This is a genomic window from Paenibacillus profundus, from assembly GCF_021369635.1.
Taxonomy (GTDB): domain Bacteria; phylum Bacillota; class Bacilli; order Paenibacillales; family Paenibacillaceae; genus Paenibacillus_B; species Paenibacillus_B profundus.
In genome coordinates, this window is sequence record NZ_JAJNBZ010000001.1 from 532,350 (window position 1) to 547,862 (window position 15,513).

Sequence of the window (15,513 nt, forward strand, 5' to 3'; positions counted from 1 at the left end):
AGCGAATCCGCTCATTCTGAATAGAGTGGCATCCATATAGGACATCGTAAATTACATCTAATCAATGGCCGATCGTTGGCACTGGCGATCGGCCGATTTTTTTATAGACAACATAAAGGATAGGAGATGTAATCTTTGGGATGATCTGTAGATAGGCGTCGTATATACTAGTAAGAAGAAATGCATATATACCATCGCGGTTAACTACAATAAATAGCTTGAACAATTGTGAGGTGCGCACATGAGTAAAGAGAATGATGATCAGATGAAGCGCTGGAGCGAGTTGGCCGAACAGGCCCAAGCTTCCTTTTGGGGATATTTGGGCTGCGAACTGGTGCGAGTGGATGAACATGAGGCTGTCGTAAGGCTGAAGGTGGAACAGCATCACCTGAATATGATGGGCATCGTCCATGGAGGCGTATTAAGTTCTTTGCTCGACAATACGATGGGGATTGCCGCCGCTGCAGTCAGGCCGCACGAGAACGTCGTGACAAGCAACTTGAATGTCCATTTCGTGCACCCGTTGAAGAGCGGGACGCTGGAAGTGCGCGCCCATGTCGTGAGCGCCACGAAACGCATGCTTACATTATATGGAACGGTTACCGACGAACAAGGCAGATTGGGAACGATGGGAACCGGCACTTTTGTCGCTAAGGGGTAGCTTATCGGTTGACTTTTAGCGCCATTTTGTCATAATGACGTTAAGCTGCCTATTGCTCGGCAAGGGTGAAGAGGGGGGACGAACTGCCATGAAGGCGTTGGTCGTAATTGATTATACGAATGATTTCGTTATCGGCCGGCTTCCGTGCGGACAGCCGGCTATTGATATTGAAGACCGCATTGCGGATCTGGTGGAGAAGTTTGCGGCTGCAGACGATTTTGTCACGATGGCGGTCGATATGCATGAAGAGCAGGATCCTTATCATCCGGAAGCGGCGCTGTTCCCGCCGCATAACATTAAAGGTACGGATGGACGGCATTTGTATGGCCGAGTGCAAGAGGTATACAAGCAGAACGAAGCTCGCATTTACTGGATGGATAAGACACGCTACAACTCGTTTTGCGGAACGGACTTGGACCTGCGGCTTCGTACCCGAGGCATTCAAGAAGTACATCTGGTTGGCGTGTGCACAGACATTTGCGTGCTGCATACGGCGATCGAAGCCTATAATCTAGGCTACAAGACTGTCATTCATGAGGATGCTGTCGCCACGTTTAATGGACAAGCACATGAATGGGCCTTGCAGCATTTCCGCAATACATTAGGAGCTCAAATCGTTCGCGGCTATTAACGATAGAAGCTCCGCTCGACAGTAGGGACCTCAGAAAGAAGGATGAACAGATGAATACGTCTATGGCGTTACACACGGATAAATATCAAATCAATATGATGTATGCACACTGGAAGCACGGTACGCACAACCAGCATACGGTATTTGAGGCTTTTTTCCGCAAGCTGCCATTCCACAACGGTTACGCGGTGTTCGCTGGACTTGAACGTATTGTGGAGTATATCGAACAGCTTCGCTTTATGGAAGAGGATATCGAATATTTAAGTGAACAGGAAGAGCAGTACGATGCAGAATTCCTCGAGGAACTGCGGAATTTCCGGTTTACCGGACATATTGATGCGGTCCGTGAAGGCACGCTCGTCTTCGCGAATGAACCGCTTATTCGTGTGGAAGGACGCGTCTTTGAGACACAATTAATTGAAACCGCACTTTTGAACTTCATGAATTTCCAAACGTTGATTGCGACAAAAGCATCGCGAATTAAGCAGGTGGCGCACAACGATATTTTGATGGAATTCGGAACAAGACGGGCCCAGGAAGCGGATGCGGCTTTGTGGGGAGCGCGGGCGGCTTACCTTGCAGGGTTCCATGCCACTTCGAACATGCTGGCGGGCCGACGCTTCGGCATTCCGACGAAAGGCACGCATGCGCACGCTTGGGTACAGAGCTTCGAGGACGAGCGAGAGGCATTCGAAGTGTTCTCCGAGGCGCTGCCTAACCAAGTGACGCTCCTGGTCGATACGTACGATACGCTGCATAGCGGCATTCCGAATGCCATTCAAATCGGCCTTGAGCTGAAGAAGCGTGGCAAAGAACTGCAAGCGATTCGTCTGGATAGCGGCGACATCGCGTATTTGTCGATCCAGGCGCGGAATATGCTCGACGAAGCCGGTCTGACGGATGTGCAAATTTGCGCTTCCAATGATTTGGACGAGTATACGATCTCTGACTTGAAGCTGCAGGGCGCGCGCGTTGATTTGTGGGGCGTCGGCACGCAGTTGATTACAGCATCGGATCAGCCTTCGTTGGGCGGGGTGTATAAGCTGGTCTCCCGGGAAGTCAGAGGAGAAATGCACCCGACGATCAAAATATCGGCGAATCCCGAAAAGGTGACGACACCAGGCAAGAAGGATGTATACCGCATTATTCATAAGAAAAAGAAGAAGGCTATCGCCGATTACATCTGCTTATCGGAAGAAGATGATGTGGAACGCCGTTCCAAAATTAAATTGTTCGATCCGATTCACCCGTATATGCACAAATATGTAGATCAATATGATGCGGAACGACTGCTGCAACCGGTGTACCGTGACGGTGAACTGCTATACAGCCGACCGTCGCTGGAAGAGATTCGCGACTATCACAAGCAGCAGCTGCAGCTATTCTGGCCGGAATACTTGCGCAAGACGAATCCAGAGCGATACCATGTCGATATAAGCATGAAGGCTTGGGAACTGAAGCGCGATATGATCGAAGCGTATGTGCAGGAAAAAGAAGCGCGGCGCGTATTTCAGACGGATACCGGCGACGGTGGAGAAGACGGCGCGGACGATCATAACAACGGAAATGCCCGCTGATGCGTCAGGATACCGGCACTCAACTGTTCCAATCCATTTATAATTAACGGCATTCATTATATTCGGCACATTGATTAATGTGGTTAATTATGCTCATGCGGCTGCCGAATAAGGAGTAAGGATAATGTATAGGGGGGAGCGGAAGGTATGAGTCAGGTTGAACGTAAGGCACAATGCCGCACAAGCGAGGTGTTCACAACTCCACACGGCTTTACCAATGGCGTAGAAGGACCATCGTGCGACAAGGACGGCAATTTGTATGCGGTCAATTATGAGCGTGAAGGCACGATTGGACAAGTTACGCCTGAAGCCGAGTGCTCCGTCTTCCTTGAACTTCCGGAAGGAAGTGTTGGGAACGGAATTCGGTTTAACCGTAACGGTGATATGCTGATCGCCGATTATGCCGGCCACAACGTATACCGGTATTCATTCGATACGAGGCGGCTTGATGTGCTGGCGCATAATCCGGATATGAATCAACCGAACGATATTGCCATTATGGCAAATGACATCGTCTTCGCCAGCGATCCGAATTGGAGCAATGATACCGGCCAATTGTGGCGTATCCTTCCGGACGGAGAGATGACGCTGTTGGAGACGGGGATGGGGACGACCAATGGGATAGAGGTCAGCCCGGACGAAGCATCGTTATACGTCAATGAATCCATTCAACGCCGGATATGGGCATATGACCTTGATGAACAAGGGAATGTTTCCAATAAAAGATTGTTCCACGAGTTTCCGGATTACGGACTAGATGGCATGCGTTGTGATACGGAAGGCTATTTGTACGTGAGCCGTTTCGGCAAAGGGACCGTGGCCATCTTCTCGCCGGAAGGCGAGCTCGTCGAGGAAGTGCGTCTGCATGGCAGCAATTGCACGAACGTTACGTTCGGCGGAGAAGATGGACGAACGGTATACGTAACGATGATGGATCAAGGCAACGTGGAGACGTTCCGGGCAGAACGGCCGGGACGATGCCGGAGACTGTGCGGCCTTGTGTAATAGAATGCTCTACGGTGGTTACACTGTACAGTGTGACATGTGAAACTCCGTGCTATATGAAGCAAAAGAGCTATCCAAAAAGCAGATAGAAACACTTGAGGGATAGCTCAGTTTATTAGAATTGCAGCATGCGAATTAAAAAATGGTGGGGCAGAGATTATTCCTGCTCCACCATTTTGCGTTGTTGGACGACTGCGCATGCTGCTTGGACGCGATGGATGCAGTTGAGGAGAGCGGCTAATAAAAAGCGGGGACTGTCCTTTAAGTCCTGCAGACCTTTTGAGACAGTCCCTTTCACGTCTATGAGTGCCGCGATGCCGCCGCGACGAACGGATTATTTCTCGGGAAATCGTACTATGCTGCAGCATCCGGCTTGCCGTGACGGATGTCGATGCCGATATGTACCGAGGGCTGATATCCGCCTGCATTTTGTCTGTCGTTTCGTAAGAAAATGACAGGACACGCCATAACTCATCAAAAAGCCGCTAGGCAATTCCATTAGAGCGGAAGTAAAGCAATGTTATCCCGCTGCTTCAATTGCTCGATCATGTTGTACCAAGCTTCAGGCTTGTTCGGCAGTACGGCGTAATACCATTGCAGGAATGCAACGACAAGCTCTGCCGGTACGTCTTGCCTATTTTCTTGCAACGGCATGAAGCAGAAATCGAGTCCGCTCACCGCTTCTCCATCGTTGGACCAAGAAGGATGAACATAGGGGAAATCCAATCTTTCGTAGCCGAGGTGCGACAGCACCTCGCGCCGTACGACCGGATCCATCGGGCGCACGCCCCCGAACGAGAAATCACCTACACGATAAGGGTCGTAGATTTCGGCAAACATGCCGATGAGCGATGTGCCTGCTTCTTTAGCAGCTTGCAGCAGGTCGCGTTCGCGCTCTTTATACAAGAAGCGTCCAATGCCGAGTCTGGGTTGGCCGATAATGGTAAAGTCGGTCATCGCTACGTTCAGCGGCTCCACGAAGCGATATTCGGTCGCGCCGACGACTTCTTCGCCATGCACCGCGACGAATACGCGAATATCCGGGTCCTCCAATGGTTCTTTCCATAAATCGAATTCCAGCACTTCCTCTTTCGGAAAAATGCGGCCCATTAACGCGTGCATTTGGGAAAATAAAGGATCTGCTATAGATTGGATGCGAATATATCGCAATGCTGTCATGGCATAACATCCTTTCCTCGAACGTAATTGTATATCATTGCCACCTTTTCCTATTGCATAGTCAGACTGCTCATACTGGAACTGTTATCGCCGGCAATTCGTGATGAACGGATTGCGCCACTCCATGAGCAGCCCGTTATTCCTTGACTCTTCATCCTCAAGATAATCCGGGACGATGGCGACCGGCGTCCGCCCGCAGCGCAGCAGAAAGCTTACGACGGGATCATGCCATTTCCCTTCCATGATGCCTTCCACATATTGTTCGATTGAATACTGAGCCGCGGCCCGTCCGTAGCCGGGCATGCGCGCACCGCCGAGAAGGCGCTTCAATCCGAGATGAACGACCACGGCGTACATGGCCTGCATCATCACTTTGCCGATGCCGCACTTGCGATAATCCGGTCGCACGCTAATATCGACGACGTACAGCGTATCGCCATCCGGATGATGCGTTCGGATATAGCCGTTATCTGTTGCCTTGTCCCAAGGCAGGTGCTTCTCATATGCATCAGTCTGAATGATAAGGGCGGTCATTGAACCGATGAGCACGCCCTCCATTTCGGCACACAGTGCCCCTTCGGGAAAGATGCGCGCATGATTGGCAATCTGCTCTGCATTCCACCACAACTCTGATGGGAATGGAGGAGGGAAGCAGTCGCGTTGGATATCGATGAGCGCTTCTGTATCCTCTATTGTATAGTTGCGCAGCGTAACAAGTCGCGGCTTGCCATCGAGTATGACATATAGCGATTGGCGGAACATGCACACCCTCCTTACCAATCCGTATATAAATCGGTGCGGCGATCACGCCAAGTCGTGACCGAACCGCGTTCACGCACTTGGTGCAGCAAGGTGACATCTAAGTCGGCGGTTACGATCATGTCGTTGTTGATTTCACCTTCAATCATGATGCCGCGTGGCGGAAACGGAATGTCGTTCGGCGTGATGACTGCTGCTTGGCCGTAATTCAAACGCATAAGGTCAACAGTAGGCAGTGAGCCGACTGTGCCGGTAGCCACGACGTACACTTGATTCTCGATGGCCCGGGCATGGCAGCAGTAGCGCACGCGATAAAATGCTTGGCGATCGTCCGTGCAGGAAGGACAAAAGATGACGTCCGCGCCTTGCGCGCGCACCATACGCACAATTTCCGGAAACTCGATATCGTAGCAGGTTAAAATGGCGATCGTCCCTTTTTCCGTATGAAAGACGCGTACGCCTTCTCCGGCAGCCATATTCCAGTCCTTCACTTCGAAAGGAGTAATATGCAGCTTCGCTTGCTCTTCCACCTTGCCGTCAGGGTAGAACAGATGAGCGACGTTATATAGCTTATCGTTACGCGCAATGACATGCGTGCCCCCGATAAGATGCATGTTGTATTGCTTCGCCAACCGGTTGAACAAAGTGTGATAGGCTTCGGTATACTGCGGCAAATCCTGTATCGTCAGCGCTTCTCCCTGTTCGTCACCGATGGACATTAATTGTGTCGTCATAAACTCGGGGAAGAGCACAAATTCAGCTTCGAATTCCGCTGCTGTCTTCACATAATGTTCGACTTGGTGAGCGAATTGTTCAAAGCTGCTAATCGAATGCAAATGGTATTGTACGGCAGATACGCGCATTTTCATTGTGACACCTCCAAATGATGGCTTAGTAATCTCTCCCATTATGAGGCAGAAGTAAAGACAGAGCAAGATATATCCTGAAAAAAGGAAAGCGGGCTTCTTAATCGAATCTTATTATTAATAATAGTTAAGGGAGTGAGAATATGAAGCATTCGGATTCCGCTTTGCATCACGTGGGCGGCAAGGAGTTCTATCCGGGCTGTATAACTGATGTGCCTGGCATCAAACTGGGTAATGCACAGGATGACGCAGCCTTAACGGGCTGCACGGTCATCATTGCGGAGGAAGGGGCAGTGTGCGGCGTCGATGTGCGCGGTTCCGCACCAGGCACCCGCGAAACGGAGCTGCTTCACCCGACTGCGCTCGTACAGCATATTCACGCTCTTTGCCTGAGCGGCGGCAGCGCGTTCGGACTGGAAGCATCACACGGCGTGATGCGTTATTTGAAGGAGCAGGGGATTGGTATGGATGTCGGGGTAGGTGTAGTGCCTATCGTTCCGTCTGCGATCCTATTCGACTTGGGCTTAGGCGATCCGCATGTTACACCGAACGCTGCGATGGGCTATGCCGCTGCGCGTAATGCAATCGCTACCGCGTGCCCGCAAGGCAATATCGGAGCTGGCATGGGGGCAACGGTCGGGAAATATGCAGGACCTGATCGGGTGATGAAGGGCGGCTTCGGCACTGCATCGGTGCAGCTGCCAGGTGGTCTTGTCGTCGGAGCGGCCGTCGCGGTCAATGCGATCGGCGAGGTGCGTGATCCGAAGACAGGAACGACGTTGGCAGGGGCGAGGCAGGAGGATGCGGGGAGCTTCATTGATCCGTTAAGCTTTCTGACACAAATGGCGAACCCATTCGGGCATACGCGCCCAGGAACGAATACGACGATTGCGGCGATTGCCTGCAACGGCGATCTGACGAAGACGGAGATGAGCAAGGTTGCGCAAATGGCGCATAACGGCCTTGCACGTACAATATACCCGGTCCATACGATGTACGATGGGGACACGGTCTTCGCCATGACGACGGGAGGTATTGCTGCTTCGGTAGATCTGATCGGCATATGGGCGGCGGAAGTGCTCGGCTATGCGGTGCACAATGCGATCATTGCAGCGGAGTCGGCTGGAGGCGTGCCGGCTTGGCGCGATTGGCAGCCCCATTCTTGAAGAAGAAGCGCACTGGAACAGTTTCCAGTGCGCTTTTCTGTTTGTGTCTGCTCATTTCTCCAGCGTTCCTCTTGTCGCCGTACCTGCTGGAGACTTTGGAGCCATTTTGTCATGCTTATGTTCATTCTCCCATATGCTCAGGACAACAACGACGAGCAGTTGTCGGCTTGTTGTTCGACGGACGCGATGCTGGAGGCTGCAACACAGGGGGTGCTTCGTCGTAATTCGCGGAGCATGCAAAGAATTGGAAAAAGCGAAATATGAGCCACACTAACCTTACTGATGCGAGGGGATAGTGGAGCTAGGGCGATTTATAACAACCTCAACCTTTCTCGCGATCAAGCATACTCGAGCTTGTCACTATCGAAGCGTCTAGTGCTGTACATGGCTGCTTGAGCTTGGGAAGCACGTAAAATGTCCGTGCGACATGAGAAAACCTCTGCCGAGGCTTTCATAGATGAGCGACCGCATGTAGAGGCAGGGTTTATCGCCATAAGGAATGTTTGATTCGCTTTACCGCTTCACAGAACTTTAACTTTCCTTAATGGTAAATAAACCCCGAGACTAAGCCTCGGGGTTTGCTGACATCATTCAATTATTTAGGGAAAATAGAAGAAATCGCCTGCTTCAGTACGCCGGCCGAATGGTGCAGCTTCTGCTTCTCATCTTCTGACAGGTGAAGCTCGTACACATCTCTAATCCCTTGGCGGTTAACGACAGCTGGAACACCGATGTAGACATCGTCCAACCCGTATTTGCCGGTTAACAAAGTGGATACCGACAGTACGGAATTCTCATTGCGGAGAATCGCCTTAGTCAGACGCGCGAGTCCCATCGCGATGCCGTAGTAAGTGGCGCCTTTGCGTTCAATGATATGATACGCGGCGTCGCGCACGTTGATGAAAATATTGTTTAAATCTTCATCCGTTGGCTTCCCGTGCGTCTTCCGGTAATCTTCGAGCGGTTGACCCCCGATGCTGACGTTGCTCCATGCCGGAAGCTCGGTGTCTCCGTGTTCGCCTATAATGTAGGCGTGGACGTTGCGCGGATCGACCTCGATCTGCTCTCCAAGCAGATAGCGAAGGCGTGCCGTGTCCAGTATCGTACCGGATCCGATGACGCGATTTGCTGGCAAGCCGGAATATTTCCATGTCGCGTATGTAAGCACGTCTACCGGATTGGTGGCAACCAGGAACAGTCCGTTGAAGCCGCTGTTCATGACTGATTCAACGATAGACTTGAATATTTTCGCATTTTTTTCGATGAGATCGAGACGTGTTTCGCCAGGAGCTTGGTTCGCACCGGCTGTGATGACAACCAAATCGGCGTCTTTACAATCGCTGTAGTCCCCAGCCCAAATTCGCATATTGGATGCGAATGGAAGGCCGTGGTTTAGATCCATCGCGTCGCCCTCCGCTTTTTTATGGTTGGCGTCGATAATAACTAATTCGGAAGCTAAGCCCTGATTGAACAAGGCGAATGCATAGCTGGAGCCGACGAATCCCGAACCGATCAATGCAATGCGGGATACTTTGGATATTTGGGTCATAATGTGTATTGCCTCCTTTGTGCTCAATGAAGCATGAGACAGCTTGTTCAAAATATGTAACAATTAAATTTTAACCAATATTCATACATATAGCCAACCTAAAATGAAAATTTCATGAAAGGAGGCATTACGACGTTATCGAGAGGTGTAAAATGCAATTAAATTAAAGCTTTCCTCTCGATATGAGGAGGCTCTATTTTTGAGTGGTAATGCGCCCAAGATTATTAGTTCGACTATAACCATTTTTCTCGCAATATAATGTGTCCTGTGAAATGTGTTCTGTGGTTGTAAATCGTGCATGGAGAGCTCGTTTATATGTGAGTGGCCCCGAAACGTTTGCAGGAAAATGAGGAAGGAGTTAGGAGATATGGATGACAATTCAGAACTAACGATATGAAATTGAAGGAGGCAGTTATGATGGCGAATTTGACGTTGAAAGTGGAAGGAATGACTTGCGGACATTGCAAGCAATCGGTCGAACGGGCCGTTGCTGATATCGGCGGACAAGCACAGGTGGACCTGGCGGCGAAGCAAGTGAGTGTCACTTATGACGAGACGGCAGTAAAGCCGGATCAGATTCGCGAAGCGATCGAGGATCAAGGTTTCGATGTGATCGTAAATGAATGATGCAAGGTGAAAAGTTGGTATTTTCATCGGTTTCTCCACATGGTATGATCGAGCTTAGAAGGGAACAGATTGAATAAAGGAGGTCCGTTGATGCAATTACGAGTGACACCAAAGGCGGCACAGCGGTTTCAGACCGATTGGGGATTTATAGCAGGAGATACGGTGCGCGTATTCGTGCGCTACAGTGGATTCAGCGCTTCGGGACCTTACTCTTTCGGCATCATGAAAGACAGCCCGCAATACCCTGGCGTAACCGAAGTCGTGGACGGCATTACATTCTACATGGAGCAGAACGATCTGTGGTTCTTGGACGATCGTGAGCTGACCTTGGATGAGAACGGGGAAGACATCGTGTTCCTGAATGAAGGAATGTCCATATAGCGTGTATTTTCATTGATGAGCGAAGATAAGGAGAGTAACACTCTTTAAGGTTGAATACTTATGTTTCCTAGTTCACTTGATTTGGCGTTTCTCGACAAGCTAAGGCGAGCCTGCTGGCTCGCCTTTTTGCAATCTTGCGCGCCTAGCCAAGCTAGGCACACTGGGAAGATGAGTATGGGTTTGACTTTTCTGGGGATGCATTACCGGAAGACATGGGAGAAGGTAAACCTATTCTTAATCAAAATTGACTGGTACATCAGGAAAAGGTTAACCCTTTTCTGGAACCAAAAGAAAAATCGTCGTTACAAACACAGCAATCCCCGACAGGCGGCCGCAGCGGCACAGCTTGCGGGACTTAAGAAACTCGTCGTGTAAGGAAAGTACCATAATGCACAAGAAAGAAGAACATCGGAAAGCCGGATGAGGGAAAACCTCACGTCCGGTTTGATGAGGAGGATGAATTTTCCCCAACCCCATACTTTACTGCTCGTCCATTTGGAAAAAGCACTTGTCATCCGCTGCAAGACAGTTTATAATCGTTCTCAATTGGAAGGGTGTCCATCACGTTCCAACACAACTGAATATTTAGGGAACAGGCGCTTTGCGAACATGTCAAAGCTTAATAGGGAAGTTCGGTTCAAGTCCGACGCGGTCCCGCCACTGTATCAGAAGAGGTGTAGCCTTCAGGCCACTGGTTTCGCTTATGCAACCGGGAAGGCCGCTAACACCGATGACGCTGAAGCCAGGAGACCTGCCTGTTCTGGCAGCACTGATTGTACCTACGGGAGATAGGGAAGTGTTCGTAAACATGGAAATCGCATGTCGATGTCCGGCACAGCCGGATGGCACGATGATAGGAAAGCGATGAGCCATTATTCCGTCATGGACGTTTACGGGACATCTCTGTCAGTTGGCAGGATGTCCTTTTTTGTGGTTTCCTTATGGCGGATAATGTTATATGCTAATTCCGTGTTAACAGATAGAAATTGTCCCTATTTGTCCCGCGGGGGAATCGCATATGGAGAGGAGCAAGGATAATGACAGCATCATCAGTAAAGACAAGTGCAGCAGGATATCCGCGTATCGGCTATGATCGCGAATGGAAGAAAGCGTTGGAGCAGTATTGGGCGAAAAAGATTTCGGCTCAGGAGCTGGAGCAGGAATTAGACAAGATTGAATTGCAGCGATTGACCAAAATGCAACAAGCCGGTCTCGATTACATTCCTGTAAACGACTATTCTTGGTACGACCATGTGCTCGACATGACTACGATGTTCGGACTCATCCCTTCACGTTATTCGTATGAAGGCGGGGAAGTATCGCCTGATCTCATGTTTGCTCTTGCACGTGGAACCCAAGATGCAGTTGCTTGTGAAATGACGAAATGGTTCAACACGAACTATCACTATATTGTGCCAGAATGGGAAGGTCGCGCGCCACAGCTTACTTCCAACCGACCGCTGCAAGCTTATCGCAAAGCGAAGCTTCAGTTGGGCATCGAAGGCAAGCCGGTCATCATTGGTCCTTATACGTATGTGCGCTCCTTGAAGGGGGTTCCCGCAGGAGAACGTCTGCAGGTTCTGAAGCAGTTCATCGGTGTGTACAGCGACATTCTTCGCGAGCTTGAAGCGGAGGGCGTTCCGTGCGTACAGCTGGATGAGCCGGCGTTCGTCTTGGCAATGAAGCCAGAAGATTGGCAGGCTGTGCAATCCGTATACGAACAGCTGCGGATAGCGGCTCCGACACTTCCGTTATGGGTGCAAACTTATTTCGATGCGGTATCGGATTACGAAGCATTCGTTCAACTGCCGGTCAATACGCTGGGGTTGGATTTCGTGCATGGCAAAGCAAGCAACGAAGCCGCGCTTCGCAAGTCGGGCTTCCCTCAAGATAAAACGTTAGCGCTCGGCGTTATCGACGGCCGAAACATATGGCGTACTGATCTGCAAGAAGTGGCGGAGTGGCTGGAATCCGTTGCGAGCATCGTGCCGAAGGAACGCTGGATCGTACAGCCATCCTGCAGCCTGCTGCATGTGCCGTTGACGGCGACGCGCGAGACAGAGCTTCCGGAGGTAATTCGTGAGGCGTTGGCCTTCGCGGATGAGAAGCTGGAGGAGACGGTGCAATTAGCCCGTCATATCGCGCAGCCTAGTGAAGCAACGCGCGCCGCTCTGAATGACAGTGCCGCGCGCGTCCTTTCATGGCGCAACGAGCCTTCCCGCCAGCGTGCAGATATCGTCGAAGCATTGCACGAGCTGCTGGAGGAGGAGAAGGCGAAAGGAATTAAACGCACGCCTTATGAGGAGCGCCGAGTGCTGCATTCGAAGCGCTGGCCGGAGCTCCCGCTCTTGCCGACGACGACAATCGGTAGCATGCCGCAAACGGCGGACATTCGCCGGGCGAGATTGCGTTACCGCAAGGGAGAGTGGGATGCCAGAACGTATGAAGCTTTCCTGGAAGAAGAAATGACGCGTTGGATTCGCATCCAGGAAGACATCGGCATCGATGTGCTCGTGCATGGCGAGTTCGAGCGTACGGACATGGTTGAATACTTTGGCGAAAAATTGGACGGCTTCGCCTTTACCAAATTCGGCTGGGTGCAATCTTACGGCTCCCGCTGCGTTAAGCCGCCGGTTCTCTACGGCGATGTCGCGTTCACAGAACCGATGACCGTGAAAGAGACGGCGTTCGCCCAGTCTTTGACTGCGCAGCCGGTTAAAGGCATGCTCACTGGTCCAGTGACGATTCTGAACTGGTCGTTCGTCCGTAATGATGTCCCGCGCGAACAAGCGGCATTCCAGCTGGCTTATGCGCTGCGTCAAGAAATTGCCGCCTTGGAGCAAGCCGGCATCGGAATGATTCAAGTGGATGAACCGGCGGTGAAGGAAGGCATGCCGCTCAAAGCGGAGGATGCGTCCTATTACACGGAGTGGGCCGTGCTTGCATTCCGCTTGGCCACATGCGGCGCGGAACCTAAGACGCAAATTCATACGCATATGTGCTATTGCGATTTCTCCGACATGGTGGACACGATTCGCAAGATGGATGCGGACGTCATCTCGTTGGAGACAGCGCGCAGCGGCGGAGATATGATTGCCACACTGGAGAAGCAGCATTACGAGCTCGGAATCGGACTTGGAGTGTATGACATTCACAGTCCGCGCGTTCCCTCCGTGGAAGAGATGGAGCAGCTGATTGAGCAAGCACTGGCCGTGCTTCCTGTGGAATCGTTCTGGATTAATCCAGATTGCGGCTTAAAGACGCGTCATGAGCCAGAAACGGTCGCGGCCCTTCGCCACATGGTAGAGGCAACGAAACGAGTCCGCCAGCAACGAAAAGTTGCGGAAGTGCAGCCGCTCAGCTAAGCGGGGCATGCAACGCAAGAGATGAGTAAATAAGACACGAAAGAATAAGACACGTCCATCCGGATGACAAGGCACGGAAATTTTACTTTCTGTGACTGCGCTAAGGATGGACGTGTTTTAGTATCGAGCTAGAGAAGTGATTCGGCGCCGTCAATCATAATTTGCGCGCCGGTGATATGGCTTGCGGCATCGGATGCCAGAAAGGCAACCAGATCAGCGACCTGTTCGGAAGACCCTGGCCCATGCTCAAGCGGCTGACTGCCTTCCGGGTAAGTCATCGGGATTTCGATGTCCTTCACGGACGGTTTCCGGTTCGTATTCTCTTCAATGTGGGTCTCAATGGATCCCGGACAAATGACGTTGACTCGTATTTTATAACGAGCGAGCTCCAGCGCAGCCATTTTGGCAAATGCCACTTGAGCTGCCTTGGAAGAACTGTACGCACTCATGCCGAATCCGGAGAACTTTCTGCTGCCGTTAATAGAGCTTGTTATGATGATGCTGCCGCCTTGTTTTTTCAAATAGGGCAGAGCATACTTCACGGTGACGAATGTTCCAGTCAGGTTGACCTTCATCGTCTCCTCCCAGTCCTCGACTTTCAACTCTTCAATGGAAGAGAGCACGCCGTTAATGCCCGCGTTCGCGAATACCGCCTTAATGTCTCCGCATTGCTCGGCAACCTGCTTGACGGCGTCTTCTACCCGTTTTGGAACTTTCAAATCCACATCGTAAGCGTATGCTTGTCCAGGGAATCGCTTGGCAATGTATTCTTCCGTCTGTTGTGTACGTTCGTCCTTCAGGTCGAACAGCGCGACAGTCATGCCTGCCTCCGCCAGACGTATCGCAGCCGCCCGGCCAATTCCCGAGCCTGCTCCGGTTACGATGGCTGTTCCTGTCATCTGATGAGTAGTTGTGGATTGCTGCGTGTTCATATATCGCGTTGCCCCTTTCGTCATATCAATATTTTTGATGATTCATGTTGATATTGATCCACTGATTGTGGATTTGGTTAAACCTACCTGTCATGCGTCATGTGAACCATATTGAATCTATGTTATAATGAATATGTAAGCGAATACATTATTCCTGTTTCCATCTGCATGACATAGGAAAACAGAGAGGTGGGTTCAGACATGCTCTGGTTTAAACGTCGGAAACAACAACAGAAACAAGAGAATGCTCCTGTACATGTGTCCTTGCAAGACGTAAAAAGAGCAGTGCTTCAGTTCGAGAACGACATGCCTGAACAAATTCAACGCACGACTTTGCTGAAAGAGGACCAAAGTATTGATCTGAAGCGTATCAGCCGTTATTTAGGCGGCGTATCGGATCAGAAGTTCTATATGTCCCGTTATACGTATGAAATTTTCGAGGAGAATGATATGCTCATCCCTCTTTATTTGGATATAGTTCAGACCGCGGTTGACGATTATATGGATGAGCATAAAGATTTGCCCGTCATGACCGGTACCCGGAACCGGCAGGTGCACTACGATTTGTTAATGCAGCGGCATTATTTGAAGGAAGTGCCCCCGATCCCGCTCTATCTCACGACAGAGCAGTTCCTGCTTACACATGAACCGGATTGGCATCGTCCCGGAATAATTCAATAACGTGCGAAGGACTCTTTTTCCTGAAGTGGAAATAGGGTCCTTTTTTGCGCTTGGAAATGATATGCTAATAGAGATCATGGACATCATCGGCTGGATTGCAGAACAGATATTCAAGAAGTGAAGAAGGAAGCGCA

General features: G+C 50.8%; 15 protein-coding genes and 1 riboswitch. Of the genes, 10 read left to right on the forward strand and 5 right to left on the reverse strand.

Annotation, left to right across the window (positions count from 1 at the left end):
- Positions 1-241 precede the first annotated feature (241 nt).
- The 4 genes from LQV63_RS02335 to LQV63_RS02350 all read left to right on the forward strand — a co-directional run bounded on the left by LQV63_RS02335 (position 242) and on the right by LQV63_RS02350 (position 3,874).
- Positions 242-661 carry a PaaI family thioesterase gene (locus LQV63_RS02335; RefSeq protein ID WP_019425089.1) on the forward strand — a complete coding sequence of 140 codons (420 nt, stop codon included), beginning with the start codon at positions 242-244 and terminating at the stop codon, positions 659-661.
- Between the two features lie 88 nt (positions 662-749).
- Positions 750-1,292, forward strand: a complete 543-nt coding sequence (locus tag LQV63_RS02340) for a cysteine hydrolase family protein (RefSeq protein WP_019425090.1) — start codon at positions 750-752, stop codon at positions 1,290-1,292.
- Between the two features lie 50 nt (positions 1,293-1,342).
- Complete coding sequence (locus LQV63_RS02345) at positions 1,343-2,869, forward strand: nicotinate phosphoribosyltransferase (protein WP_019425091.1); 1,527 nt, start codon at positions 1,343-1,345, stop codon at positions 2,867-2,869.
- Positions 2,870-3,016: 147 nt separating this feature from the next.
- Complete coding sequence (locus tag LQV63_RS02350) at positions 3,017-3,874, forward strand: SMP-30/gluconolactonase/LRE family protein (protein ID WP_233695488.1); 858 nt, start codon at positions 3,017-3,019, stop codon at positions 3,872-3,874.
- A 498-nt stretch (positions 3,875-4,372) separates the two neighbouring features.
- Here the strand turns inward: LQV63_RS02350 and LQV63_RS02355 are convergent, their stop codons facing one another.
- The 3 genes from LQV63_RS02355 to LQV63_RS02365 form a co-directional block, all read right to left on the reverse strand.
- Positions 4,373-5,044, reverse strand: a complete 672-nt coding sequence (locus LQV63_RS02355) for a GNAT family N-acetyltransferase (RefSeq protein WP_233695562.1) — start codon at positions 5,042-5,044, stop codon at positions 4,373-4,375.
- 93 nt (positions 5,045-5,137) lie between these two features.
- A complete protein-coding gene (locus tag LQV63_RS02360) occupies positions 5,138-5,815 on the reverse strand; it encodes a GNAT family N-acetyltransferase (RefSeq protein ID WP_233695489.1) in 678 nt (225 codons plus the stop codon).
- An 11-nt stretch (positions 5,816-5,826) separates the two neighbouring features.
- Entirely contained in the window at positions 5,827-6,681 is an 855-nt protein-coding gene (locus LQV63_RS02365) for a carbon-nitrogen hydrolase family protein (RefSeq protein ID WP_233695490.1), read from the reverse strand.
- A 140-nt stretch (positions 6,682-6,821) separates the two neighbouring features.
- Between LQV63_RS02365 and LQV63_RS02370 the strand changes: the two genes are divergently transcribed.
- Entirely contained in the window at positions 6,822-7,844 is a 1,023-nt protein-coding gene (locus tag LQV63_RS02370) for a P1 family peptidase (protein ID WP_233695491.1), read from the forward strand.
- A 595-nt stretch (positions 7,845-8,439) separates the two neighbouring features.
- On the opposite strand, the gene LQV63_RS02375 is transcribed toward LQV63_RS02370, so the two are convergent.
- On the reverse strand, positions 8,440-9,393 hold the full coding sequence (locus LQV63_RS02375; protein ID WP_233695492.1) for an L-lactate dehydrogenase: 954 nt from the start codon (positions 9,391-9,393) through the stop codon (positions 8,440-8,442).
- A 417-nt stretch (positions 9,394-9,810) separates the two neighbouring features.
- Here LQV63_RS02375 and LQV63_RS02380 point away from each other — a divergent pair, with 417 nt between their 5' ends.
- The 4 genes from LQV63_RS02380 (at position 9,811) to metE (ending at position 13,766) form a co-directional block, all read left to right on the forward strand.
- Positions 9,811-10,020: a cation transporter gene (locus tag LQV63_RS02380; RefSeq protein WP_233695563.1), complete on the forward strand. Its 210-nt coding sequence runs from the start codon at positions 9,811-9,813 to the stop codon at positions 10,018-10,020.
- 90 nt (positions 10,021-10,110) lie between these two features.
- On the forward strand, positions 10,111-10,401 hold the full coding sequence (locus LQV63_RS02385) for a HesB/YadR/YfhF family protein (protein WP_233695493.1): 291 nt from the start codon (positions 10,111-10,113) through the stop codon (positions 10,399-10,401).
- Between the two features lie 577 nt (positions 10,402-10,978).
- Positions 10,979-11,174: riboswitch (cobalamin riboswitch) on the forward strand.
- Complete coding sequence (locus tag LQV63_RS02390) at positions 11,132-11,269, forward strand: hypothetical protein (RefSeq protein WP_157259900.1); 138 nt, start codon at positions 11,132-11,134, stop codon at positions 11,267-11,269. It overlaps the preceding riboswitch by 43 nt.
- Before the next feature lie 169 nt (positions 11,270-11,438).
- Complete coding sequence (gene metE, locus LQV63_RS02395) at positions 11,439-13,766, forward strand: 5-methyltetrahydropteroyltriglutamate--homocysteine S-methyltransferase (RefSeq protein WP_233695494.1); 2,328 nt, start codon at positions 11,439-11,441, stop codon at positions 13,764-13,766.
- 128 nt (positions 13,767-13,894) lie between these two features.
- Here the strand turns inward: metE and LQV63_RS02400 are convergent, their stop codons facing one another.
- Positions 13,895-14,698 (reverse strand): SDR family oxidoreductase, encoded by an 804-nt coding sequence (locus LQV63_RS02400; RefSeq protein ID WP_233695495.1) that lies wholly within the window; start codon positions 14,696-14,698, stop codon positions 13,895-13,897.
- A 201-nt stretch (positions 14,699-14,899) separates the two neighbouring features.
- Between LQV63_RS02400 and LQV63_RS02405 the strand changes: the two genes are divergently transcribed.
- Entirely contained in the window at positions 14,900-15,379 is a 480-nt protein-coding gene (locus tag LQV63_RS02405) for a DUF3939 domain-containing protein (protein WP_019425104.1), read from the forward strand.
- Positions 15,380-15,513 lie beyond the last annotated feature (134 nt).

Excerpts from the sequence above, each read along its gene's own strand:
- LQV63_RS02335 (WP_019425089.1), top strand. The coding sequence starts at position 242 with ATGAGTAAAGAGAATGATGATCAGATGAAGCGCTGGAGCGAGTTGGCC.
- LQV63_RS02340 (WP_019425090.1), top strand. The coding sequence starts at position 750 with ATGAAGGCGTTGGTCGTAATTGATTATACGAATGATTTCGTTATCGGC.
- LQV63_RS02345 (WP_019425091.1), top strand. The coding sequence starts at position 1,343 with ATGAATACGTCTATGGCGTTACACACGGATAAATATCAAATCAATATG.
- LQV63_RS02350 (WP_233695488.1), top strand. The coding sequence starts at position 3,017 with ATGAGTCAGGTTGAACGTAAGGCACAATGCCGCACAAGCGAGGTGTTC.
- LQV63_RS02360 (WP_233695489.1), bottom strand. The coding sequence starts at position 5,815 with ATGTTCCGCCAATCGCTATATGTCATACTCGATGGCAAGCCGCGACTT.
- LQV63_RS02365 (WP_233695490.1), bottom strand. The coding sequence starts at position 6,681 with ATGAAAATGCGCGTATCTGCCGTACAATACCATTTGCATTCGATTAGC.
- LQV63_RS02370 (WP_233695491.1), top strand. The coding sequence starts at position 6,822 with ATGAAGCATTCGGATTCCGCTTTGCATCACGTGGGCGGCAAGGAGTTC.
- LQV63_RS02375 (WP_233695492.1), bottom strand. The coding sequence starts at position 9,393 with ATGACCCAAATATCCAAAGTATCCCGCATTGCATTGATCGGTTCGGGA.
- LQV63_RS02380 (WP_233695563.1), top strand. The coding sequence starts at position 9,811 with ATGGCGAATTTGACGTTGAAAGTGGAAGGAATGACTTGCGGACATTGC.
- LQV63_RS02385 (WP_233695493.1), top strand. The coding sequence starts at position 10,111 with ATGCAATTACGAGTGACACCAAAGGCGGCACAGCGGTTTCAGACCGAT.
- LQV63_RS02390 (WP_157259900.1), top strand. The coding sequence starts at position 11,132 with ATGACGCTGAAGCCAGGAGACCTGCCTGTTCTGGCAGCACTGATTGTA.
- metE (WP_233695494.1), top strand. The coding sequence starts at position 11,439 with ATGACAGCATCATCAGTAAAGACAAGTGCAGCAGGATATCCGCGTATC.
- LQV63_RS02400 (WP_233695495.1), bottom strand. The coding sequence starts at position 14,698 with ATGAACACGCAGCAATCCACAACTACTCATCAGATGACAGGAACAGCC.
- LQV63_RS02405 (WP_019425104.1), top strand. The coding sequence starts at position 14,900 with ATGCTCTGGTTTAAACGTCGGAAACAACAACAGAAACAAGAGAATGCT.